The organism is Enterococcus sp. DIV1224 (assembly GCF_050555455.1).
Classification (GTDB): domain Bacteria; phylum Bacillota; class Bacilli; order Lactobacillales; family Enterococcaceae; genus Enterococcus_B; species Enterococcus_B lactis.
Map to the genome: position 1 here is coordinate 592,152 of NZ_CP187859.1, position 22,716 is coordinate 614,867.

A 22,716-nucleotide genomic window follows, 5' to 3' on the forward strand; every position below is an offset into this window, starting at 1 on the left:
TGATTATGTATGATTTAGTCATTAAAAATGCAAGAAAGTTTAACGGGATGACCTTCGATATCGGGATAACCAAAGGAAAGATCTGCGAAATTGCACCTCTCATCACAAAAAAAGCTCGTCAGAAAATCAGCTTGACCCCTCAGCAATATTTGTCGGCTGGTTGGATCGACGATCATGTTCATTGTTTTGAAGAAATGACCCTGTATTATGATTATCCAGATCAAATCGGCGTGAATAAAGGTGTGACAACAGTCATCGATGCGGGGACGACTGGGGCAGAAAACATTGCTGATTTTTATGAACATGCTAAACAGGCAAAAACAAATGTCTATGCGCTTTTGAATATCTCAAAATGGGGAATCATTGCACAAGATGAACTAGCAGACCTAAACAAGATCCAAGCTGATATGGTAAAGCAAAAAATCGAGGAACTGCCGGATTTCATTATTGGTCTCAAAGCACGGATGAGCAAGAGCGTAGTGGGTCAAAACGGCATCACTCCGCTACAGCTAGCAAAAAGGATACAAAAAGAAAACCATCAGCTTCCTTTGATGGTTCATATCGGTTCTGCTCCGCCAAATTTGTTGGATATTTTAGCTTTACTGGAATCAGGAGATATTATGACTCATTGTTTCAATGGAAAAACAAACGGGATCTTGGAACAGAAAACGAAAAAAATCAAACAAATAGCTGTAGAAGCAAAAAATCGAGGAATCATCTTCGATATTGGACACGGGACGGATAGTTTTAATTTCCAAGTTGCAGAAACCGCCTATCACCAAGGGATAAAAGCAGATACGATCAGCACAGACATCTATATTCGTAATCGTAAAAACGGTCCAGTCTACGATTTGGCCACAACAATGGAAAAATTGCGGCTTGTCGGATATACGTGGGAAGAAATCATCGAAAAGGTGACGGAAGTTCCAGCACAGAATTTTCACTTGAAGACGAAGGGACAAATCAAAGAAGGCTTTGACGCTGATTTTACTGTTTTTGAATTGATCAATCAACCTAAGGAACTAATCGATTCCAATGGAGAGAAAAGACAGTCAAATCAGCAAATTAAACCAGTACAAACGATTATCGGAGGAAAAAGTTATGCATGCGAATCATGAGAAATTTCAGCTGAAAAAAGTAATCAATGCTTCAGGAAGAATGACGATTCTAGGAGTCTCGACCCTCTCAGAGACAGTTCTTGACGCGCAACGTTTTGGTGGCCAGCATTTTTTTGAGATGGAAGAATTAAGCATTCAAACAGGAAAATATTTAGCCGATTTGTTAGAAGTAGAAGATGTCCAGATCGTTTCATCCGCATCTGCAGGAATCGCTCAATCGGTAGCTGCTGTTATAGGTAAAGGAGAACTGTATCCCCTTTATCATCCTTATGCAGAATCCATCAAAAAACGACAAATCATTTTGCCAAAAGGACACAATGTAGATTACGGCACGGCTGTGGAAATCATGGTACAGCAAGGAGGCGGTCAGGTAGTCGAAGCAGGTTACGCTAATATGTGTACGCCGGAACAGATCGAAATGATGATCACAGAAGAAACAGCAGGGATTCTCTATATAAAAAGCCATCACACGGTACAAAAAAGTATGCTTGACGTGTCAGAGGCAGCACAGATTGCCAAAAAGCACCAGCTTCCGTTAATCGTTGATGCTGCGGCAGAAGAAGATCTGAAAAAATATGTGCAGTTGGGCGCTGATCTAGTTATTTATTCAGGGGCAAAAGCGATCGAAGGACCAAGCGCCGGAATGGTGATTGGAAAAAAAACTTATGTTTCATGGGTTCGGATGCAATCAAAAGGAATCGGACGTTCTATGAAAATCGGAAAGGAAAGTATCCTCGGTTTTGTCCAAGCAGTGGAAGACTATTTGAATAAAGGCAGTGAGTCTGGCCTTGCAATGAAAGAAAGACTACAACCGTTCATCGAACAACTCAATCAGATCGATCGTTTGGAAGCTAAAATCGTTCAAGATAGCGCAGGTCGAGAAATCTATCGAGCAAGTGTGAAAGTTTCAGGAGATCAATCAGCTAAACAAGTGATTAAAGCATTGAAAGAAAAAAATCCTGCCATCTATACAAGAGAATACCAGGCAAACAACGGCATCATTGAATTTGATATCCGTTCCGTCAATCAACAGGAGATGGAGAAAATCATCGATCGCTTAAAAGAAATCTTGAAGAACTAGGAGAGAAAAAGGAATGAGATTAAGTCCCAATTATTTAAAAGATAAGATATGTCTAAATGTGTTAGCAAATTCTGTAGAAAACGCAAAAGAATGCTATGAGGCCGCGGAAGGCCATATTGTTTTAGGGGTTCTTTCAAAGAACTTTTCTGACGACGAAACAGCTATTGCAGAAATGAAAAAATACCAGCAAGCAACAAATAATGCCTTATCTATCGGTCTAGGCGCGGGAGACCCAAACCAGAGCCAGATGGTCACTCGTTTAGCCGAAGTATTGCAGCCTCAGCATGTCAATCAAGTCTTTACAGGAGTAGGAGCTTCCCGAGCTGTATTGAAACAGACAGAAACAGTCATCAACGGTTTGGTTTCTCCCACGGGAAAAGAAGGATATGTCAACATCGCAACTGGTCCTTTAAGTTCACAAGGACCTGCAGGAGTCGTGACACTTGAAACAGCTATTCGATTGTTGAAAGATATGGGCGGCAGCTCAATCAAATATTTTCCTATGAAGGGACTTGTTCATATCAAAGAATATAAAGCCTTAGCAGAAGCTTGTGCTGCCAATGATTTTTATTTAGAGCCAACTGGTGGGATCGACCTTGATAATGTGGAAGAAATCGTACGGATCGCAATAGACGCAGGAGTGAAAAAGGTCATCCCTCATGTATATAGTGCAATTATCGACAAGGATACAGGTAATACACGCCCAGAAGAGGTACGCCAACTGTTGCAATTGATGAAAAAAATCGTGGAATAAGGTGAGAAGAATGAAAATTGGTGCATTTGGGGAAGTCATGCTGCGACTCACGCCTCCAGAACATTTGATGCTGGAACAAACCCATACCTTACGCATGGCTTACACAGGGACTGGCGTAAATCTAGTAGGGAACCTTGCCCATTTTGGTGTTGAAAGTTATTTACTGACGGCTCTGCCAGACAATCGTCTAGGAAAAGCAGCACTCACTAATTTGAACGGACTAGGTATCCAAACGAAGTATGTGATCCATCAATATCAACACATCGGGACTTATTTTGCAGAAATGGGGTATGGTGTCCGTCCGACAGAAGTCACTTATCAAAACCGAAAACATAGCTCATTTGGTTTATCTGTAATAGAGGATTATGACTGTGCAGCATTTATTGATGAGATCGATTTGATCCATATCTGCGGGATCAGTTTAAGCTTATCTGATGAGACGGCTGAAACAGCTATCCAGTTAGCAGAACAAGCACATAAAGCAGGGAAAAAAGTTTGTTTTGATTTCAATTATCGTCCTAGTTTGAATCAAGAAGATGGAAAAAAAGAACAGATGAAGAAGCGTTATCATTCAATGTTACCTTATTGCGACATCTTGTTTGGCTCAGTTAGAGATCTGACAGAACTGGTGCAGTGGGAGGAAACAGACAATGTAGAAAACGAACATGATCCTATTTCTTATATCCAGTCCTTTATGAATCACTACGATATCCAGTGGTTTGCTGGGACGAGGCGAGAAAGTGTGGATGGAAGAAAACAGTTAAGTGGTTACTTGATCACACAACAAGAAGCAGAGAAAACAACAGTTTATCCCTTGGATGTACTTGATCGAATCGGGGCAGGAGATGCATTTGCTGCTGGAATCTTACTCGGTTTCTCTGAGAAGTGGTCCTTACAGAAGACCGTTTATTTTGCCTTAGGAAATGCTCGATTAGCTCATTCGATCCAAGGAGATGTTCCGTTAACGACAAGAGTACAAGTCGAGCGTCTGCTGAATGATCCTGAAACAGACTTGATCCGTTAAGTATACCAATCAGACAAGGTGAAAAACTATCTTACATCGAGTATCAAAAAAGCTCATGACGAATTTTGGTCATGGGTTTTTTCTTTTATTTGAGTCTTTGCAAATAAAAAATCATATAACGAAGAGTACAGAAAAAGAGACATGACACATGAGGTCCGTAACCATAAAATTTTACACTAGGTATGCTGGAAGATTCTAAGAAAACACTCGAGAAGGTTTGATACTATCTTACTAAAATAGGAAAAAGTCAAATTTCCCCCTGTTAGATTTTTGATATACACCGATACAGATAACAAACCAACTTATTTGTAAACTTAAACAAAATTCATGGGTAATTAATGTTTGATAGTTACAATGAGGACTATAAAAATTATCGAGGTGGATAAATGGAATGATTTAAAGTATCGTAAGCTTAGAATATACTTATCAACACACATATCTTACGGGGAGATTTAAGTCTGCCATCAAATAAACACAGAGAACTATGATGAAATCATTGAAAGTGTTAAAATTCCCTTTTTGAATAGAAAACCATTTGAAACAATCCATGTAAGATATAAAATTCTTAATTAAAAGAGGAGAAAAAATGAAAAATAAAAAAAAGAAACTCAAAGGAATGAAAGCAAATGATCTTTTAGTAGGTATTTTGGTTGTTATTGTATTCATTATGCTAGTTCTAAGACATACAATATTCAAAAACAGCCAATTTGATTTTCTTCCGCTGATTTCATTTATTGTTGTATTAGGGATTCTTATTGTTAGTTTCATAAACGTAGAACCTACGAAAAAACATGAGGTATTCGTTGAAAAGGGCCTGGGATTTGGGTATACTATCAATCCTAGAAATCTGTTTGGACTGTTTCTCTATATTATTTTGCTAGTAGCAACTATATTGCCTTACTTTATATAAAGTAAGCTTTTAAGTCTCCAAAAATTGTAAATCATTTATTAATAAGAGCATACAAAACTCAACCATGTAGATATATAGCGTATGTAATCTAAAGAAATCAATTTAAAGATAAACGTAAAGTATGACGCTAAGAGGGAACTGTGACAAAAGTCTTGTCGCAGTTCCTTTTTCCGAATAAACGGAGTTCAAAAGCTTGCATCTGCGGTAATAAGCTCAACCAAACGTAAAATATGAGGAACTATTCTTGTTTGGCTGTTCTTATTACTTGATGCAGGGCAGCTTTTTCACAACCTCTGATACACGGTGTTCCAGAAGTAACTTCTTCGAAAAATAAGCCGAAATTTCACAAAAATTTGAAAAGCAATTTTCGTAAATTCCTTCTTATTTCTTGAAGCTACCCACTTCTGTCACAACCTCCATCCATTATGAAAGGAGAACACTGCAAGCAGAACTACGGTCTTCTGTATGATTCAAAGAGATGTCGATTTTCAAAGTTTGAAACATAATCTAAAAAATAAATATCTCTATTATCTAAATGTTCCTGTTCGATTCCTTGTTGGATTCTAAAGTCAATAGCTAATAAACTGCAATTTGTTTCCATGATCCCCAGTGACGCTTCGAATATAATATAAATTGTTCCTTTCTTTAACCTAGGGAGTGTGATTGGATTTTTTGCATATGACTGACAATATATTTTACTTTTTGAGTTGTCTTCTTGGATAGGCTACAATTAACTAGACAGAAAAATTAAGGTGTGTAGACTAGAAGAAAACATACCAGGAGGAATTTTTATGTCTAAGAGAACACGAAGAACTTTTTCACAAGAATTCAAGCAACAAATCGTCAATCTTTACTTAGCTGGAAAGCCACGTGTAGAAATCATTCGAGAATATGAACTAACGGCTTCAGCATTTGACAAATGGGTAAAGCAATCTAAAACGAGTGGTTCATTCAAAGAAAAAGATAATCTTACGCCTGAACAAAAAGAATTGTTAGAACTACGTAAAAGAAACCAGCAATTAGAAATGGAAAATGATATTTTAAAGCAAGCAGCGCTGATATTCGGACGAAGAGACAAGTAATCGATGCGAATAAGCATCTTTACCCTATATCAGCGATGTGCAGAATATTAGGTCTATCACGTCAGTCCTATTATTATCAATCAAAACCAAAGAAAGACGAATCAGAACTTGAAGAAGTAGTCGCTGAAGAATTTATCCGCAGCCGAAAGGCCTACGGCTCAAGAAAAATAAAAAAAGCCTTATCAAAACGAGGCATTCAGATCAGCCGACGAAAAATTAGTAGAATCATGAAAAATAGAGGATTAAAATCGAGCTATACTGTTGCTTATTTTAAAGTACATCATTCTACTTGCAATGAAGCCAAAACGACAAACGTATTGAATCGTAAATTCTTAAGAGACAACCCATTAGAAGCGATCGTAACAGACTTGACTTATGTACGAGTCGGGAAAAAATGGAATTATGTCTGTTTCATTTTGGATCTGTTCAATCGAGAAATTCTCGGCTATTCTTGTGGAGAACATAAAGATGCCGTTCTAGTAAAAAAAGCATTTAGCCGTATCAAACAACCTCTGACAGAGGTTGAGATTTTTCATACTGATCGTGGAAAAGAGTTTGATAACCAAGCTATTGATGAATTATTAACAACTTTTGACATCAATCGATCATTGAGTCATAAAGGCTGTCCTTTTGATAATGCCGTAGCTGAATCAACTTATAAGTCGTTGAAAGTAGAATTTGTCTATCAATACACATTTGAAACCTTACAACAATTGGATTTGGAGTTATTTGACTATGTCAATTGGTGGAACCACCTTCGGTTGCACGGTACACTTGGCTACGAGACACCGGTTGGTTACCGTAACCAGAGATTGGCGCAGCGAATCCTTGATAATGAGCTCGGATGTGCTAACGCTAGCGAGGCAGTCTAACTTTAACTGTTAGCTCCTGCCGAAGATCGTCACATCCGAGGAGGCTCATTGTCAAGGACAATCGGAATAGCATACGGAAAGAAGTTCTGCACCTTATAAAATTTGTCAAAAAAACTGTTGCCATTCCATCTACATAAAATAGGTGAAATTCTATTGTTTTTTCTTTTCGAACATAAATCGAGTTAACAACATTGGTTTTTAACATTTCAAGATGATCTTTATAGATTTTGGAAATAGGGACCTCATTTACATCTACCATTTCTTTTAATGTAGTTAATGGTTTTTTTCTTTTTTTCACGCAGTGTATTTTTTCTTTATATTTTTCAAAAAGAAAATCCGTATCTAACAATATTCCTTTTCAAATAAGTATATGGATCTGGTCAATATAACTTACATAAGGATTGTTAAATAGTAGTTTGGTAATAATCGTTTTTTAGTAACGTAGCAAATATTCCCTAAAAATTAATAGCTGTTTGCTATGGTGGTAATAAACTCAAAGATCTATAACACAGGATCATTCAATTTGTAATGATTATATTTCGAAAAGGCTTCTATCTTATCGAAAATGCTATCTACGTCAGCTGTTGCTAAATCCTGATAAAGGATGGAAAGCCCATTTTTTTTGATCTCATCATTCATATAAGCTTGATCCATTTCATTGTACATAATCAAATCAGCTTGGGGAATATCAGTAGTAATATCGTAGCTAATGATTGAAAGGTCCCATTCGGGTTCAACTTTTATACGTAATTGTTCCTGAAGCTTCTTTGATCTACTCCAGATCATACCGGCTCCGCTACTCTTAAGAATTCCCCCTCTTGTGTTTACCGAATAAATCCATACCAGCTTTTTCATACCTTTCACTCCTTAATACTTTTATTGTGTCTATATAATATAAGTAATGTAGTATATACTTTAATACTCTTGAACTTGATAGTTATCTTCAGTTAGCAGAGAAGATCATTATCTGTTCATTTAACCTAATCATAGACCACTCTTGGAAATAATCAAGTTGTTCGTATACCAGTATACTTTTTCAACATACTGAGTTGAGTACTGACTAGCTATAAATCACTAATTCTATAATTTCATTAACAATAGTAGCTTTAGGGAGCTTAAGACGTATCTCTTGAAGTTTCTTGCGAATAAATTTTTTATAAACTGTGAGGGGAGCTAACAAAATGGCTAAACACACGACACTTTTCCTTGTTTACGGTGTTTGCATAAGATTTGCATAAGAGGAGAAAAATTGTTATGTAGCAAAAAAAGCAGGTCCTTATCAGTAGCGCTTTGACTTAAGGTGTAGCCAAGAATCAGGAAAAGGATTGGCTAAAAAAGTATGATCACCAGAAGTTTTGGATGAATGAAATGCCGTACCTCTCATCTTGAGACTGTTAGAAGAAAGAAAAAAAAAGAAGGGGCACTAGAAACAACTGTATTTCGTGAATGGATCGTAAAAGAATAAGAAATATTGTTTTTACAAAAACCTGACCGAAAAACAGTACACATTTTCGTATTTTTTCGTTTTTTCTTGACTACTGATGGCGCTATCAGTATCATAAATGGCAGATAGACACAGCCAAATAAAAAAAGGCACCTCTGCTTCTAGTGGCAGCTAGAAGCAGAGACCTTGAAAAGTCATCACACGTGACCGTCCAAGTTTGCCATAGTCAATGTAAATACATCAACCTTGTTTATTGTATCGAATCTAAAAGGAGAAATCTACCCTTTAGAGGAGAAATTTCAACAAAATGTATGCGTTTTATTTGCTGAGCAAAAGGTATTGGACGTTTGTGTTCAATACCTTTTTTGTCTGAACATACACCTGAAGATAAAACTGCTCTGTTCGAAGATCTCTTGTGCTTTTAATAGAGCTATAGCCAGCAGAATCGGTCAGTGTAAAAAGATGTTTTTTCGTCAAAGGAACTAGCCTTTGCGTATCTTATTATGGAAGCAGATTTTATTTGGCTGTTTTCTATCGCTGAAAGGAGAGGAGCAACCGATGCAAGTGATCGCTATTTTGAATCACAATGCTATCATTGCGAAATCAGAGGAAGGGGAGTGGGTGTTGATCAAAAAAGGAATAGGCTTTGGACGCAAGATCGGGGATCCAATCAATGAAAGAGATGTGGAAAGTGTCTATCAAAAAATTTAAAAATCGGGGAGTCACTGTTCAACAGGCTTGACCCATTTCGCTTCAGCGGAATGCGTCAAGCCTGTTTTTTTGAAGGGAGGAAATACCGCTGGAATTGACTCAAGTCATTTATGAAGAGTTGCTGATCATTCAGTCAAAAGCACAAACGAAACGCCAAATCTTAAAAGAATTAACAAAACTCATGACAGATAAAGGCGTAATAACTGATACAGAAAGTTTCTTGGATGATGTCTATCAAAGAGAAGCAGAAGGAGCAACAGGAATCGGACAAGGAATTGCTATCCCTCATGGTAAATCACCAAGTGTCCGGCAGACAGTGATCGCAGCTGCTACTTTAGCTGATCCGATTCCATGGGAAACATTAGATGATCGTCCTGTAGAAATCGTGATTTTATTTGCTGTACAAGAAGGTGACAAAAATAAAGGGCATCTTCAGCTTTTGCAAAAGATTGCCGTACTTTTGGCAAGAGAGAGGTTTATCAAAGAACTGAAAAAAGCTGCTTCAATCGAGGAATTATATATATTATTGACACAAAATGACTAGGAGGAATAATGACTTATGTTAGTAACAGGAAAAGAAATACTAGCCGTAGCGAAAGAGAGAAGCTTTGCCGTTCCTGCCTTTAATGCAGGTTCTGGGCAATTATTGAACGCAGTGATAGAAGCTTGTGAAGAAGCAGAATCTCCTGTTATGATTGCAATCCATCCAGAAGAACTGAAATTTTTGGCAGACAGTTTCATCGCTCAAGTGAAATATGCAGCTGAGCAGACAGATATTCCCGTATGTATCCATTTAGACCATGGTGATGAATTCAAACAAATTATTCATGCCATCCGCTTAGGTTTTACTTCTGTTATGATCGATGCATCCCATCAATCGTATGAAACAAATGTCATGTTATCTAAAAAAATAGTAGAAGCAGCTCACGCTGTTGGTATTTCTGTAGAGGCCGAACTGGGGACGATCGGAGACACAGGTAATACTGTAGAAGGCGGTGTCAGCGAGATTATTTATACGGATCCGTTAACAGCACAAGCATTCATTGAGGAGACCGGAATCGACAGTTTAGCGATCGCTATTGGAACAGCCCACGGGATCTATCCTAAAGAACTCAAACCCAAGCTTCGCTTCGATATTTTAGAATCGATTCGATCATTGACTACTATTCCTTTAGTCCTTCATGGAGGATCAAGCAACCCAGATGAGGAGATTCGTCAGGCAGTAGAATTAGGAATAAATAAAATCAATATTTCCAGTGATATCAAAATGGCATTCGCAGAAAAACTCCGAGATATCTTGAACTCAGGAGATTTAGAGATACGTGAACCGAATATACTGTTTCCACCTTGTATGGAAGCTGCAAAACAGGTTGCTTTAGATAAAATTTATTTATTCCAATCAGATGGCAAAGCAAAATACTATATGTGAGGGGGCAACAAAATGAAGATCGTAGGAATCGCAGCTTGTACCGCGGGGATTGCACACACGTATATCGCAAAGGAAAAACTGCTTCAAGCAGCAGAGAGCCTTGGACATGAAATCTGGATTGAGACACAAGGTCTTGCTGGAACACAAGAGCCACTAGAGCAAAAGTGCATTGCTGCTGCAGATGTCGTGCTTATTGCAGCAGATATCAAGGTAAACGGAAAAGAGCGTTTTCGTGGAAAAAAAGTAGTCGAAGTACCAACTAGTTTAGTTGTCAAATCTCCGAGAAAGCTGATCGAAAAATTAGAAGAGATGCTGAATGAAAGAATGGAAGGGGAATAAGATGGAGATACTGAAATCAATAGGCTTCAAAAAACATTTAATGACGGCGATCTCTTTCTTTTTACCTATCGTCGTCGCTTCCGGATTCTTGCTAGCTATTGGGAATATGATGGATGGAGTCACTATTGAATCATTCACAGATGGGTTTTCTTTTGCAGATACGATGACAACGATGGGAGGATATGGTTTAGGTTTATTACCAATGATTGTTTCCTGTGCCATTTCTTATTCAATAGCAGATAAGCCTGGTATTGCCCCTGGTTTGATTACTGGGATGACCGCTAGTGGGATTGGAGCGGGATTTTTAGGTGGAATGGTTGGCGGATATTTATCTGGATTAGTTGTTATTGGACTAACGGCAGGAATCAAAGTACCTAAATGGATGGATGGTCTAATGCCGACTCTGGTTTTACCATTTCTCAGTTCTTTCATTGGAGGATTGGTCATGTATTACGTGATAGGGACACCTATTAATTGGATTACAGAGATGGTTACAGGTTATCTAAGTAATTTAGATACTTCTTCGTTATTTTTATATGGTGCAGTAATTGGAGTATTATCATCAATCGATTACGGTGGAGCAATCAACAAAGTAGTATTTGCTTTTGTGTTTGCTTTGTTTTCAGAAGGAATCTATGAACCAATCACTGTATTGATTTTAGCTTCGATGGTAACCCCTTTCGGCTTGTCGATCGCTTATTTCTTAGGGAAAATCATTCGTAAAAATATATTCAATCGTCAAGAAATCGATACATTGAAGACCGCTTTTCCTATGGGGATCTGTCAGATCACAGAGGGATGTTTCCCTATCGTATTGAACGACTTGGCACGCAATGTCATAGCAACGGGAGTCGGTGGGGCAGTAGGTGGCGGATTAAGCATGCTTTGGGGCGCAGATAGCCGTATTCCGGCATCGGGAATGTTTGCAGTCGCTACGATGACCAGACCATGGGCATTCATTGGTGCATTGTTAGCTGGTTCTTTTGTCACAGGAATAACCATTTTATTATTGAAAAAACCAGTAGATCCGAATGCAGAAATCATCCAAGAAGAAAAAGAGGAAGAAGACATATCTTGGGATGATTTGACAATTAGTTAGGAGAGGCAGAATGGATTACAAGAAAAAAGTACAATAGATGTACCTTGAGGCAGGAATGGTATGAAAGAATCAGAGTTAGAAAGAATCGAATATACAGATTTTGGTTTAGGAGCGATCGAAACTGTCCAGAGCATCGGCACCCTCCTTGAAATGACGATGAAGGAAAAATGAGAACCTTTCGTTGTCGAAAAGGTCTGGTATACCTTATGTCGAAGGAAAGGAAACAAAAAAACTTTCCTGTACTATTCCAAAAAGGAAAGAAAGTTATTATACAGTAAAAAAAGAAATTATTCTTCATGCTAGAGATCAGTACACGATCGAGCCCAATATCAAACACTAGTTCCAGGCAGGCGCAACAGGTGCGGTTATCACTGAATTTTCTTCCAGCAGTGACGATTCAAGTGATATTTTTACAAATCCAGCTATTTATCGTTAACAAAAAGATTTTTAGGAGAAGCTGATGAACAAAAATGATCAAATTTTGATCGTTTAGTTCGTCGGCTTTTTTATTTAGAGAAACATCATTTATCAGTGAAACATAACACGAGAACAAAATGATTTTTTCGTTAATAAAAGAAACAAATATTTGTTGTTTAAAATAATACACGTTATTGGCATATAGGACGAAATCCCAGTATCTTCTATAAGTAAGTCATTTCATATCGATGAAAACACGTTATTTATTTTTGTTTTATCTATAAAATAGCTGAAAAATGATTTTTTCCTAAATACTATATATAGTGGTGTCTATCCTATATACCACTAAAAAACTACAAAATCTAGTCTTTTATTTTAAAAAAACACGTGTAGAATGAAGATAGACTTTTGAGTTAGGGAGTGTTTTTTTATGAAACTTACTGTTTTTTGCGGTTCCCGTTTTGGTAATAAAGAAAGTTACAAATTTATTGCGCAAACGTTAGGAAAATACATGGCACAAGAAGAAATCGAACTGGTTTACGGTGGTTCATACTCCGGGATTATGGGAGTGATTAGTAAAACAGTACTGGAAAATAACGGAAAAGTCACAGGTATCTATCCGAATGGGCTTTTTGAAACTGAATTGCCTGGAAAAGATGTTACTACATTTATTCCTACAGAAACGATCGATGAAAGAAAGGTATTATTATTTGAAAAGGGAGATGCTGTCCTCGTTTTCCCTGGAGGTCTAGGTACATTGGAGGAATTCTCACAACTTCTTTCTTGGATAGCAATCGGTCTGACGCCTGACAAGCCAATCGGAATATTGAATATTGGCGGTTATTACAGCGGCTTGCAACAATTATTAGAAACTTTTGCAAAAGAGGATTTTATGGATAAAAAATGGTTGGATCAAGTAATCTTTTCCAACAATCCATTGGAACTGGTCAATGAATTACGAGCAGTATCTATTAAAAATCAGTTATTATTGAAGGAGGCAAAATAATGAGTCAAATATATTTAGCAGGACCATTTTTTTCAGAGGAGCAAATCGATCGAGTAAGTCGTATCGAAAAAGCGTTGGAGGAAAACAAAACAGTCACAAGTTTCTACTCTCCACGTCATCACCAAGAAAGCAATTATGAACTATTCAGCGCTGGATGGGCGCAGGAAGTATACGAAAAAGATATGGAAGAACTGACAAATGCAGAATTTGTTGTTGCTATCCTTGACTTTGAGCATCAAACAATCGATCCAGGAACGGCTTACGAATTAGGTGTGGCAACTATGTTGAAAAAACCGATGATCATTGTACAAGAAGAGACGGTACCTACAAACTTGATGATTACACAAAGTCTCCATACGTATTTAAAATCAGACCAAGCTGTACGTGAATATGATTTTGAAACATTGCCTGTTGAAACTTACGTAGGCGAGTACTTATAGAAGAGGAAGGGTTGTATGTCAGTGATTTTGATTTCAGGAACGATTGGTGCAGGTAAGAGCAGTTTGACGGATATGCTTGCAAAAGAGATTGATTCTAAACCATTTTATGAAAATGTCGAAGATAACGAAGTATTGCCGCTCTTTTATTCAAATCCTGAGCAGTACGCATTTTTATTGCAAATCTTCTTTTTGAACAAGCGATTTTTAGCAATGAAAAATGCTTTAGTGAACGATGACAATGTGCTAGACCGATCCATCTATGAAGATAGCCTGTTGTTCCATCTAAACGCTGATTTAGGTCGGGTAACGGATATCGAAGTACAGCAGTACGATAGCTTATTAGATACGATGCTAAACGAGTTAGATGATGTTGCTCCAAAAAAACGGCCTGATTTGATGGTCCATATCAAAGTTTCTTTGGACACGATGCTAGAACGTATCAAAAAACGTGGGCGTGATTATGAACAGCTAGAAAGCGATGAAACGTTATATACCTATTACGAAACGTTGAACACCCGCTATAATCAATGGTATGAAGATTTTGATGTATGTCCTAAAATACAAGTGGATGGGGATACATTCGATTTTGTAGAAAATCCAGAAGATGCAAAAAAGGTGATCCGTCAGATCCAAGAAAAATTAGCTGAATTGGAAGGAAAGCCTGCTGGAAAATATTTTACGGATAACCAGCATGCAAAAGGTCAAGAATTAGGCTAAAAATAAAAAACCAAACGACGGGAAAGAAAAATTACTACGTGATGTAGAATAAGCCTTTCTGTCGTTTGGTTATTTTATATTCAAATATTTGAAATAAATAAATCTTTACTCTTTGATTTGTAAACTGAAATGATCCACTGTTTGTTTTACTGATGAAGCTTGATCAAAGGAAGAAGCTGAGTTTGAAGTTCATAAAAATCAGCCATAGTGAGTTTTGCTTGATTTTGTTTATCTTCTTCTACTTTTTACATAATTTTGAACAGGATAAGATTCAAATGTTTTAAATGAATCTTTGACTAGTTTGTGACAGTTGTCGCATATGCTCAAGCTTCCTTGGTCATTAAATTCTGTATGGATATTTTTGTTGTTATTACATGTACAATAATCAGGACTATCGATCATCCATTTCGTCTCCTTTACAATCATCTTGCTTCTTTACTATAGCAGAAAAGAAGGGGAGAAACAAAAGAAGATCCAACAGACGGCACTATAGACTGTAGATGTTGCCATCCTCATCCTTCAAACGGTAATTACCGATTTTTGTAAATATGACTGTTGTTTCTTTTTTATTTTCTTTTCCTGAAATAATATATTCGTCATCTTTGGTAGTGATCTTGATATCTGTCAGCACTGTTTTTTCTTCAGATGATTCATAAGAATCAGTTCCTTGTGTCTGATACGTGCGTGTCCATTCCATTTTTTTATCTGTAAATGTCAACTGTCCCGCGGATAAATCCATATCTTTACGTACTTTTAGCGTATATACACTGTTAGTGATATCTGCTTTTTCCGCTTTTAAGACAGAAGAATCGGTTGTTTCATCCGAGGATTGGTCAGAGCCGCCAAACAAATTACAGCCAGTCAATGTCAAAAGTCCCGCAGACAAAATAAATAGTACGATTAATTTCTTCAAAATACTTCCCCCATTTGATAGGATAAAGAAATTATACCATTGGAAAGTAAAACTTCAAACGGATGGAAGAGAAAAACGCACAAAACACCCACAAATAGAGTAAATTTTAGAATAAAATTTTAAAAAGGCAAAAAATCCGCCACTTTCAGAAAGCGTTTTAAAAAAGTGTTGCAATCTTTTAAAAAAATGCTATATTAAAAATGAACCGGTTCAAATACTTGTTTAAGTATAATTAATAGTGAGAGGAAGTTGCTCTACTGAAGACTTTAGTTATATGGATATTGATGACAAGCAACACTATGCAAAGAAAGCGGTCATCATAATCGAACAACAAGAAAGAGAAATCAAATGTAACTGGCAGGAGTGAGAATGTATGGCATCGATCCGTGACGTGGCTAAGATGGCTGGTGTTTCAGTGGGAACAGTTTCCCGTTACTTGAATGGTCAGCAACTGAAGGAAAAGAACATGAAAAAAATAGCAGAAGCGATTTCAGCGTTGGACTATAAAGAAAACATCATTGCTAAAGGGTTGAAGAATAATCGAAGCTTCTCTATTGGACTTTTGATAAACGGGATTTCCAGCCGTTTTGGGTCGGAAGTTGTCTCAGGGATCGAAAGAGTAGCTGAAGAAAATGGGTATAGCTTATTATTAAGCGGTTTTGCCGATCAGCCAGAAAAAATTGAACAAAAAATTGAATACCTGATGAAGCATGTGATCGATGGGCTGATTGTCTTCTTATCCGAAGAAGAGTGGTCTGGATTTGAAATGCTCACAAAAATGAGTATTCCAGTTATCGCATTGAATTGTCCAGAAGGGCCAGCAGGTATTGATACAATATTAGTGAATGATCGAGAAAGTGTAGCAAAAGTGATCGCTCATCATGGTGAACAAGGACATAAAAAAATCGGATTTATTGCTGCCACTCAAACAGACTACGTAGCAAGAGAACGTTTAGCAGGAGCCAAAGAAGCGGTACAAAATGATCCATCGATCCAATTAGAGGTCTTTACAGGAGACTATTCTAGAAAAAGTGGCTATTATGGGGCAAAAGAATTATTAGAAAAAGGAGTAACAGCGATTTTTGTCAGCAATTATAATATGTCGATCGGTGCTATCGAATGTTTCAATCAAGAAGGTATCAGAATCGGGAAGGACATTGCGTTTAGTCATTATGATTATTTGGATAAAAACGAATTGAGCATCCTTCCGAAAATCACGATTACACCACCAACAGATAAAATTGGGGAACAAGCCGCAGAACAGCTGTTGAAACGAATCAAAAAAGAAGAGGAAGAAAATGAAAAAGTGATTGTGATGGAAAATATCATACATGGAATCAACTAAAACGAACTAAAAAAGAAAAAGAGGTGCTTTGATGAAAAAATATCAATTTCCAGCAAATTTTTGGTGGGGTTCTGCAGCAAGTGGCCCACAAACAGAAGGAAGGATTTCAGGTGATGGAAAAGGAGAGAACATTTTTGATTATTGGTACAAAAAAGAACCGCAAAAGTTCTTTGACCAAGTAGGACCTGAAAAAACTTCACAAGTTTATACGAAGTATCAAGAGGATGTACAGTTGATGAAACAGACTGGGCATAATTCATTTCGAACATCTATCCAATGGAGCCGTTTGATACCTGATGAATCTGGAACAATCAACGAAGAAGCCGTTCGTTTCTATCATCGTTATTTTGATGAGTTGATTGAAAACGGTATCGAACCCTTTGTGAATCTGTATCATTTCGATATGCCGGTGTATCTGCAAGAAAAAGGCGGATGGTTGAACCGAGAAACGGTTGAAGCCTATGAAAAATATGCCAAAAGTTGTTTTGAATTGTTTGGTTCGAAAGTAAAAAAATGGTTTACTCATAATGAACCAATCGTTCCAGTCGAAGCAGGTTATTTATATCGATGGCATTATCCAGAAGAGTCAGATATGAAAAAAGCGATCCAAGTTGGCTATCATGAAGCGTTGGCTTCAGCGTTAGCCATCAAATCTTACCATGAAATGGAGCAAGGTGGTGTTATTGGTATCATCTTGAATCTGACACCAAGCTATCCAAGAGACGAATCAAACCCTGAAGATGTTAAAGCAGCGCAAATAGCAGATGCGTTCTTCAATCGTTCATTCCTTGATCCAGCTGTAAAAGGCGAGTTTCCAAGTGAATTGATTGAGATAGTAAAAGAACTTGATCTCATGCCTGTGATCCATGCAGAGGATTTGACGGTTATCAAAGAAAGTACAGTAGATCTTTTAGGTATCAATTATTACCAGCCACGCCGGGTAAAAGCAAAAGAAACACCAATCGATACTAAAAACGGTCCAATGCCTGAGGATTATTTCGACAATTATGAAATGCCTGGTCGTAAAATGAATCCTTATCGCGGATGGGAGATCTATGAACAAGGAATCTATGATATTTTGATCAATGTACGAGATCATTATGGAAATATCGACTGCTTTATTTCTGAAAACGGTATGGGTGTAGAAAACGAAGCACGATTTATCAAAGAAGATGGCATGATCCACGATGATTATCGGATCGAATTTGTCCAATCTCATCTGAAATATGTCCATCAAGCCATTCAAGAAGGTGCCAATTGTTTAGGCTATCATATGTGGACATGTATGGATAACTGGTCGTGGACCAATGCATATAAGAATCGATATGGCTTTATTTCAGTAGACTTAGCACAAGATGGAAAAAGAACAATCAAAAAATCGGGTCATTGGTTCAAAGACGTATCAGATAAAAACGGATTTGAGGCTTAAGAAAGAATAGTTGAGAGCAAATGCGTGAAATTCTCCATTCTTACCATTTTGTGAAAAAGAAGTTCAATTATTTACGATCTTTTTCAACTTTTTTGTCTTTCTATTTCATTTTTTGTATATAATAGAATAGTCAAAATTAAATAGGAGTGGAGGAAAGCATGAGGAAAAAAAGACCGTTTCTTCTCTTTTGGTTATTCGGTTTTTTCTTACTGCTTATTTTATCCGCAGCATTTTCAGGAAAAATGACAGCAGATCTTGCTCAGAAAGAAACAGAAAAAATCGTAGCAAGCAAAGAATCAGTAGATAATTTCAAAAAAGAATTCTCAACTTATTGGTGGGCGGAGTATAAAATAACTGCCAATTACGAAAAAGGCGAATTGGACATTTATTTGCCAAAAGGAAAAGAAGAAAATCAATTTATTAATATCGATGACGTACTTAGTGCGATTTCTCTCAGACAATATCAATTCAAAGACAAACATTTGACCGTTTTGCTTTTGACTCATGATGGCGACAAAGTAGCCCGTTTGAAAAATGGAAAAGTGATCACCGCTTATTCTGAAAAAGTAGACAAAAAAGTGGTCGCCGATCGTTTAGCGGAATGGAAAAAGACAAATGAACAAGTCAAGAAAACAACTATCTCTTCTCAAAAAAACGAATCGACAGGAACAAGCCCTTCAGATTCTGGCAGTGGGCAAACGATAACGGGAAATGAAGAAAATCAAGCCTCAATCATTACGAATGAGTCATCAGAAGGACAATATCAAACTTATGGGCAATGAAAAACAGAGGTTGTGAAATCAGCGTTTTGACCTGAGTATTAGAGAAACAAACGGCAAAATAGTTCCTCATATTTTGCCGTTTTTTGAGCTAATACCGAAGGTCAGCTGATTGAACACCGTTTAAGAAAGAGGTTGTGAACCTGCCGTTTCAGTCTGAGTCACAAGGAGCAATTTCAAAAAATAGCTCCTTATATTTTTCGTTTGGTTGGGCTTATTACCGCAGATGCAAGCTTTTGAACACCGTTTACCAAGAGGTCTTGAGCCTGCCGTTTAACTCTGAGCCACAAGGAACAATTTCAAAAAACAGCTTCTCATGTTTTATAAATATTGTGACTTGTGGCCGAGGAGTTGGCAGGAGAACACCGTTTAAAGAAGAAGTTGTGAAAAAGCTGTCCTGCATCAAGAAATAAGGAGCTGCGACAAGAATTTTGTCACAGCCTCTTTTTTTGTACGAATACCGAGAAACTGGCTTTTGAATACCGTGGAGTGAAGCGGTCACCACAAGACTTTTATCTCTTCATTAGTTTAATCGCTTACATCGCAGCGGTTTTATGCTGTGAAAAGTTGACGGAATAATCTTTAGAAAGAATAAAAAAATCTTAAGATAACAACTTTTTTAGGAAATTTTCATTTTTCAGGAGCAAAATAAGAAAAAATGTGAATAGAGAGAAGTGATATACGTGACACAACTTAAAAAATTGTGCCAAAATCGTTTAGCAATCGTTTTGACAGCTGTTTTCTTTTTCTGGCTGAAGACGATCATTGCCTACTATGCAGATTTTTCATTAGGTGTGGAAGGTACGATCCAGTACTTTATCTTGTGGATCAACCCAATTGCGACTACCTTATTGTTTTTTGGCCTTTCTTTGTATATTAAAAAGCCAAAGCCAGCGTTAGCTATTCTTTTGATCATTGATATTTTAAATACGCTTTTGTTGTACTTGAATATTATTTTTTATCGGGAATTCACAGATTTCATTACAGTCAAATCTGTATTAGGCTTTTCGAAAGTGTCGCAAGGATTGTCAGGAAGCTCCTTTTCTTTGATGAAGCCCCATGATGTCATCTACTGGCTGGATATCGCTGTGTTCATTGGGCTACTGGTTTGGTTGAAGGTCAAGAAAATACCTATCAAAAGTCAACCTGTCGGCAAACCGATGGCTATCGCTGTTACCTGTCTTTCAGGGCTTATTTTTTCAGGAAATCTAGCGCTGAGCGAAGCCAACCGTCCACAATTGCTGCAGCGAACATTTGACCGTTCATATATTGTCAAATATCTAGGAATCGATGCGTATACTATTTATGACGGAATCAAAACAGGAATGACTAGCAGTGTTCGCGCGCATGCAAGCAGTAATGGGATTGATGAAGTTTTAGATTATACAAAGAAACATTATGCAGAGCCAAATCCCGAAACATTTGGGATCGCTAAAGGGAAAAATGTGATCGTTCTCCATTTAGAAAGTTTCCAGCAGTTTTTGATTAATATGAAGGTAGACGGACAAGAAGTCACACCGTTTTTAAATAGTATTTTCCAGAATCAAGCAACGATCAGCTTTGACAATTTCTTTCACGAAGTAGGACAGGGAAAGACAAGTGATGCTGAAAATATGTTGGAAACTGGCACATTTGGTTTACCTCAAGGCTCATTATTCACAGAGCTTGGGTCAGACAATGTCTTTCAAGCCGCACCAGCGATCCTTGGACAAAAGCAAGGCTATACAAGCGCTGTTTTCCATGGGAATGTAGCTAGTTTTTGGAATAGAGATCATGTATATAAAAACTTAGGTTATGACAATTTCTTTGATCGATCTTATTTTGATGAATCCGACGAAACGTTAGGTTATGGGATATTAGATAAAGATTTATTCAGAGAATCTGCCCAATATCTTGAGCATCTACAACAGCCGTTTTACACGAAATTTCTTTCCGTAACCAACCACACGCCTTATTATACGGATGACAAGAATTTCGACTTTCCATCTTTGAATACTGGCAATAGCACAGTAGATAATTATGTTCGAACGGCACATTATCTGGATCAATCATTGGAACAATTTTTTACGTATTTGAAAAAATCCGGTATTTACCAAAATTCGATCTTTGTGATTTATGGGGATCATTTTGGCATCTCAAATACAGATAATAAAGACTTAGCAAGTGCTCTTGGAAAAGACCCAGATACATGGAATGAATTTGACAACGCACAAATGCAGCGTGTGCCATTAATGATTCATATGCCTGGTTATACTAAAGGGTCAGTCAATCACGAATACGGTGGAGAAATCGATGTTTTGCCGACATTACTTCATCTCTTGGGAATCGATGATAAAGATTATCTTCATTTTGGTACAGACTTATTATCTTCTCAGCATGATCAAGTAGTTGCTTTTCGAAATGGGAACTTTGTGACACCCAAATACACCGTCCTAGGAGGAAAAGCTTACAATAATCAGACAGGAGAAATCATCGATACGAAAGCAGCAGGAATCGATGAGGAAATCTCCAAAGATCAGGAAAAAGTCAAGACTGCGTTAAGTCTTTCAGATAAGCTGAATCAGGAAAATCTCTTGCGGTTTTATGTGCCAAACGGATTTGAGACGATTGATCCGAAAAAATATGACTATAAAAATGAAGCGGAACGTAATGAAGCAATCGAAAAGCAAAAAGGCGAACATTCGACAAGTGTCTTTTCAAAAAATGGCAATAAAACAACAACCAACTTATATCCAGTAACAAGAACAGACGTTGAACAGCAAAAAGATAATCAATAAACAATCAAACCAACCTTCAGTAGTTAGACAACATTCTAATGCTTGAAGGTTGGTATTTTTTATGAAAAAAACATTTTTTTATTTTTTTCGTGTATTTTTCCTTTTTAACGTATCTATTTATTGAATGCGGAAAAATTTAAATTAAAAAGGAGAACTATTATGTATGATGGTGAATTGATCAAGAAACTTCGAGTCAACAAGAAGTTGACACAGTCCCAATTAGCGGAAGGAATCTGTTCTAAGACTTCTCTAGTCGGGATTGAGACAAATTCAGTGAAAAAAATGTCATTTGTAACATTGAGATCATTTTTAGAGCGAATGAACATGACACTTGCAGAATATGAATGGATGCGAAACCAGCTGGATGAACCAATAAAGTTAAAGAAAAAAAGACGAATGCTAGATCGGGTACAAGAAGACAGCTTTGATCCTTATAAAGAGATCAGCAATAACCGTAGGCATTTTAAGAAAACAGAAGATCTGTATTATTTGGTTTTGAATCTTCACATGGTCGAAAAAACAGAAGTATCTGAGACAGAATTTGAATTTTTACGTTATGAATGCCGAATCATTGAAGAATACTTGATGCAGATACCAGACTATGGTCAATTTGAACTATCTATTCTAGCTGATTTTCCTTGGATATTCAGTGATCGGTTCATTGAGAACAATTATTTGAAAATCAAAAAAAGAATGCGACGATTAGCACAGTTGAACAATCATGAGCAGTATCTCTTTACTTTTTTAATGAACCTGACTTCGTTTTATATAGAAAATGGTCGGTTGAAAAAGGCACGTAGTGTGAAGGAAGATATGAAACGGAGCTTAGCACATAAAGAAAGAAGTACAGTGATCTATGAAACATTGATGGCAGATTATTATCAAAGATTGATTTCTGCTGCTTTAGGGGAAGAAAAGACGAAAGACTACCAAGAATTCTTCACAGTGCTCGAATATATGTTAGGAAAGAATCAACGGAGGTCCTTAGAGAAAAAACTGCTGGCCATTGCTGAACCCAGCAACTAGACCA

22 protein-coding genes and 1 pseudogene are annotated in these 22,716 nt (G+C 37.2%); 19 read left to right on the forward strand and 4 right to left on the reverse strand.

All coding sequences use genetic code 11. From position 1 onward, the window contains the following. The first annotated feature begins 5 nt into the window (after positions 1-5). From IGK53_RS02730 to IGK53_RS02755, 6 genes are all read left to right on the forward strand, one after another. On the forward strand, positions 6-1,118 hold the full coding sequence (locus tag IGK53_RS02730; protein WP_002291135.1) for an amidohydrolase/deacetylase family metallohydrolase: 1,113 nt from the start codon (positions 6-8) through the stop codon (positions 1,116-1,118). After that, positions 1,102-2,199, forward strand: coding sequence for a DgaE family pyridoxal phosphate-dependent ammonia lyase (locus IGK53_RS02735; protein WP_002329534.1), 1,098 nt, complete (start codon positions 1,102-1,104; stop codon positions 2,197-2,199). Before IGK53_RS02730 ends, IGK53_RS02735 begins: the two co-directional genes overlap by 17 nt. A gap of 13 nt (positions 2,200-2,212) precedes the next feature. Beyond that, positions 2,213-2,953, forward strand: a complete 741-nt coding sequence (gene dagF / locus IGK53_RS02740) for a 2-dehydro-3-deoxy-phosphogluconate aldolase (protein WP_002323613.1) — start codon at positions 2,213-2,215, stop codon at positions 2,951-2,953. Between the two features lie 10 nt (positions 2,954-2,963). Then, complete coding sequence (locus tag IGK53_RS02745; RefSeq protein ID WP_002291132.1) at positions 2,964-3,977, forward strand: sugar kinase; 1,014 nt, start codon at positions 2,964-2,966, stop codon at positions 3,975-3,977. Positions 3,978-4,563: 586 nt separating this feature from the next. Beyond that, on the forward strand, positions 4,564-4,887 hold the full coding sequence (locus IGK53_RS02750) for a hypothetical protein (protein WP_002291130.1): 324 nt from the start codon (positions 4,564-4,566) through the stop codon (positions 4,885-4,887). Between the two features lie 791 nt (positions 4,888-5,678). Then, positions 5,679-6,841 (forward strand): IS3 family transposase gene (locus IGK53_RS02755; RefSeq protein ID WP_086956687.1). Its coding sequence is split into 2 segments (ribosomal slippage): positions 5,679-5,955 and positions 5,955-6,841, totalling 1,164 coding nucleotides; the frame shifts between segments, so codons are not numbered across the junction. A 127-nt stretch (positions 6,842-6,968) separates the two neighbouring features. On the opposite strand, the pseudogene IGK53_RS02760 reads toward IGK53_RS02755, so the two are convergent. Both IGK53_RS02760 and IGK53_RS02765 read right to left on the reverse strand, forming a co-directional pair. Further along, positions 6,969-7,190: pseudogene (locus IGK53_RS02760) on the reverse strand (hypothetical protein); the annotation flags it as partial. A 152-nt stretch (positions 7,191-7,342) separates the two neighbouring features. Next, positions 7,343-7,696, reverse strand: coding sequence for a hypothetical protein (locus IGK53_RS02765; protein ID WP_002323376.1), 354 nt, complete (start codon positions 7,694-7,696; stop codon positions 7,343-7,345). 1,078 nt (positions 7,697-8,774) lie between these two features. Here IGK53_RS02765 and IGK53_RS02770 point away from each other — a divergent pair. The 5 genes from IGK53_RS02770 to IGK53_RS02790 all read left to right on the forward strand — a co-directional run bounded on the left by IGK53_RS02770 (position 8,775) and on the right by IGK53_RS02790 (position 11,863). Next, on the forward strand, positions 8,775-8,996 hold the full coding sequence (locus tag IGK53_RS02770; RefSeq protein WP_016628078.1) for a CAT RNA binding domain-containing protein: 222 nt from the start codon (positions 8,775-8,777) through the stop codon (positions 8,994-8,996). Between the two features lie 94 nt (positions 8,997-9,090). After that, positions 9,091-9,540 (forward strand): PTS sugar transporter subunit IIA, encoded by a 450-nt coding sequence (locus IGK53_RS02775; RefSeq protein WP_002293614.1) that lies wholly within the window; start codon positions 9,091-9,093, stop codon positions 9,538-9,540. A gap of 15 nt (positions 9,541-9,555) precedes the next feature. Continuing rightward, complete coding sequence (locus IGK53_RS02780; protein WP_002293613.1) at positions 9,556-10,425, forward strand: ketose-bisphosphate aldolase; 870 nt, start codon at positions 9,556-9,558, stop codon at positions 10,423-10,425. Between the two features lie 12 nt (positions 10,426-10,437). Then, a complete protein-coding gene (locus tag IGK53_RS02785; protein ID WP_002293612.1) occupies positions 10,438-10,764 on the forward strand; it encodes a PTS fructose transporter subunit IIB in 327 nt (108 codons plus the stop codon). 1 nt (position 10,765) lies between these two features. Then, positions 10,766-11,863: a PTS fructose transporter subunit IIC gene (locus IGK53_RS02790; RefSeq protein ID WP_002323374.1), complete on the forward strand. Its 1,098-nt coding sequence runs from the start codon at positions 10,766-10,768 to the stop codon at positions 11,861-11,863. Positions 11,864-12,260: 397 nt separating this feature from the next. Here IGK53_RS02790 and IGK53_RS02795 read toward each other — a convergent pair whose 3' ends face one another. Beyond that, on the reverse strand, positions 12,261-12,470 hold the full coding sequence (locus tag IGK53_RS02795) for a hypothetical protein (protein WP_083294082.1): 210 nt from the start codon (positions 12,468-12,470) through the stop codon (positions 12,261-12,263). A gap of 240 nt (positions 12,471-12,710) precedes the next feature. Here IGK53_RS02795 and IGK53_RS02800 point away from each other — a divergent pair, with 240 nt between their 5' ends. From IGK53_RS02800 to IGK53_RS02810, 3 genes are read left to right on the forward strand one after another with little or no spacing between them, the layout of a single operon-like run. Further along, the gene (locus IGK53_RS02800) at positions 12,711-13,286 is read left to right on the forward strand and encodes a TIGR00730 family Rossman fold protein (RefSeq protein WP_002293608.1); all 576 of its coding nucleotides are present in this window, start codon (positions 12,711-12,713) and stop codon (positions 13,284-13,286) included. Next, positions 13,286-13,726 (forward strand): nucleoside 2-deoxyribosyltransferase, encoded by a 441-nt coding sequence (locus IGK53_RS02805; RefSeq protein ID WP_002293607.1) that lies wholly within the window; start codon positions 13,286-13,288, stop codon positions 13,724-13,726. Before IGK53_RS02800 ends, IGK53_RS02805 begins: the two co-directional genes overlap by 1 nt. Before the next feature lie 15 nt (positions 13,727-13,741). Next, on the forward strand, positions 13,742-14,443 hold the full coding sequence (locus IGK53_RS02810; protein WP_002293604.1) for a deoxynucleoside kinase: 702 nt from the start codon (positions 13,742-13,744) through the stop codon (positions 14,441-14,443). A 487-nt stretch (positions 14,444-14,930) separates the two neighbouring features. Here IGK53_RS02810 and IGK53_RS02815 read toward each other — a convergent pair whose 3' ends face one another. Beyond that, positions 14,931-15,356: a hypothetical protein gene (locus IGK53_RS02815; protein WP_430604970.1), complete on the reverse strand. Its 426-nt coding sequence runs from the start codon at positions 15,354-15,356 to the stop codon at positions 14,931-14,933. A gap of 373 nt (positions 15,357-15,729) precedes the next feature. Here IGK53_RS02815 and IGK53_RS02820 point away from each other — a divergent pair, with 373 nt between their 5' ends. The 5 genes from IGK53_RS02820 to IGK53_RS02840 all read left to right on the forward strand — a co-directional run bounded on the left by IGK53_RS02820 (position 15,730) and on the right by IGK53_RS02840 (position 22,712). Next, positions 15,730-16,701, forward strand: coding sequence for a LacI family DNA-binding transcriptional regulator (locus tag IGK53_RS02820; protein WP_002293600.1), 972 nt, complete (start codon positions 15,730-15,732; stop codon positions 16,699-16,701). Between the two features lie 31 nt (positions 16,702-16,732). Beyond that, positions 16,733-18,130: a glycoside hydrolase family 1 protein gene (locus tag IGK53_RS02825; RefSeq protein ID WP_137203219.1), complete on the forward strand. Its 1,398-nt coding sequence runs from the start codon at positions 16,733-16,735 to the stop codon at positions 18,128-18,130. Positions 18,131-18,288: 158 nt separating this feature from the next. Next, a complete protein-coding gene (locus tag IGK53_RS02830) occupies positions 18,289-18,912 on the forward strand; it encodes a hypothetical protein (RefSeq protein ID WP_002293598.1) in 624 nt (207 codons plus the stop codon). 680 nt (positions 18,913-19,592) lie between these two features. Then, positions 19,593-21,686 (forward strand): LTA synthase family protein, encoded by a 2,094-nt coding sequence (locus IGK53_RS02835; protein WP_002329531.1) that lies wholly within the window; start codon positions 19,593-19,595, stop codon positions 21,684-21,686. Between the two features lie 159 nt (positions 21,687-21,845). Then, positions 21,846-22,712: an Rgg/GadR/MutR family transcriptional regulator gene (locus tag IGK53_RS02840; protein ID WP_002329530.1), complete on the forward strand. Its 867-nt coding sequence runs from the start codon at positions 21,846-21,848 to the stop codon at positions 22,710-22,712. Positions 22,713-22,716: the final 4 nt, after the last annotated feature.

Coding starts and splice junctions, on each gene's coding strand:
- IGK53_RS02730 (WP_002291135.1), top strand. CDS start 6: ATGTATGATTTAGTCATTAAAAATGCAAGAAAGTTTAACGGGATGACC.
- IGK53_RS02735 (WP_002329534.1), top strand. CDS start 1,102: ATGCATGCGAATCATGAGAAATTTCAGCTGAAAAAAGTAATCAATGCT.
- dagF (WP_002323613.1), top strand. CDS start 2,213: ATGAGATTAAGTCCCAATTATTTAAAAGATAAGATATGTCTAAATGTG.
- IGK53_RS02745 (WP_002291132.1), top strand. CDS start 2,964: ATGAAAATTGGTGCATTTGGGGAAGTCATGCTGCGACTCACGCCTCCA.
- IGK53_RS02750 (WP_002291130.1), top strand. CDS start 4,564: ATGAAAAATAAAAAAAAGAAACTCAAAGGAATGAAAGCAAATGATCTT.
- IGK53_RS02765 (WP_002323376.1), bottom strand. CDS start 7,696: ATGAAAAAGCTGGTATGGATTTATTCGGTAAACACAAGAGGGGGAATT.
- IGK53_RS02780 (WP_002293613.1), top strand. CDS start 9,556: ATGTTAGTAACAGGAAAAGAAATACTAGCCGTAGCGAAAGAGAGAAGC.
- IGK53_RS02785 (WP_002293612.1), top strand. CDS start 10,438: ATGAAGATCGTAGGAATCGCAGCTTGTACCGCGGGGATTGCACACACG.
- IGK53_RS02790 (WP_002323374.1), top strand. CDS start 10,766: ATGGAGATACTGAAATCAATAGGCTTCAAAAAACATTTAATGACGGCG.
- IGK53_RS02800 (WP_002293608.1), top strand. CDS start 12,711: ATGAAACTTACTGTTTTTTGCGGTTCCCGTTTTGGTAATAAAGAAAGT.
- IGK53_RS02805 (WP_002293607.1), top strand. CDS start 13,286: ATGAGTCAAATATATTTAGCAGGACCATTTTTTTCAGAGGAGCAAATC.
- IGK53_RS02810 (WP_002293604.1), top strand. CDS start 13,742: ATGTCAGTGATTTTGATTTCAGGAACGATTGGTGCAGGTAAGAGCAGT.
- IGK53_RS02820 (WP_002293600.1), top strand. CDS start 15,730: ATGGCATCGATCCGTGACGTGGCTAAGATGGCTGGTGTTTCAGTGGGA.
- IGK53_RS02825 (WP_137203219.1), top strand. CDS start 16,733: ATGAAAAAATATCAATTTCCAGCAAATTTTTGGTGGGGTTCTGCAGCA.
- IGK53_RS02830 (WP_002293598.1), top strand. CDS start 18,289: ATGAGGAAAAAAAGACCGTTTCTTCTCTTTTGGTTATTCGGTTTTTTC.
- IGK53_RS02840 (WP_002329530.1), top strand. CDS start 21,846: ATGTATGATGGTGAATTGATCAAGAAACTTCGAGTCAACAAGAAGTTG.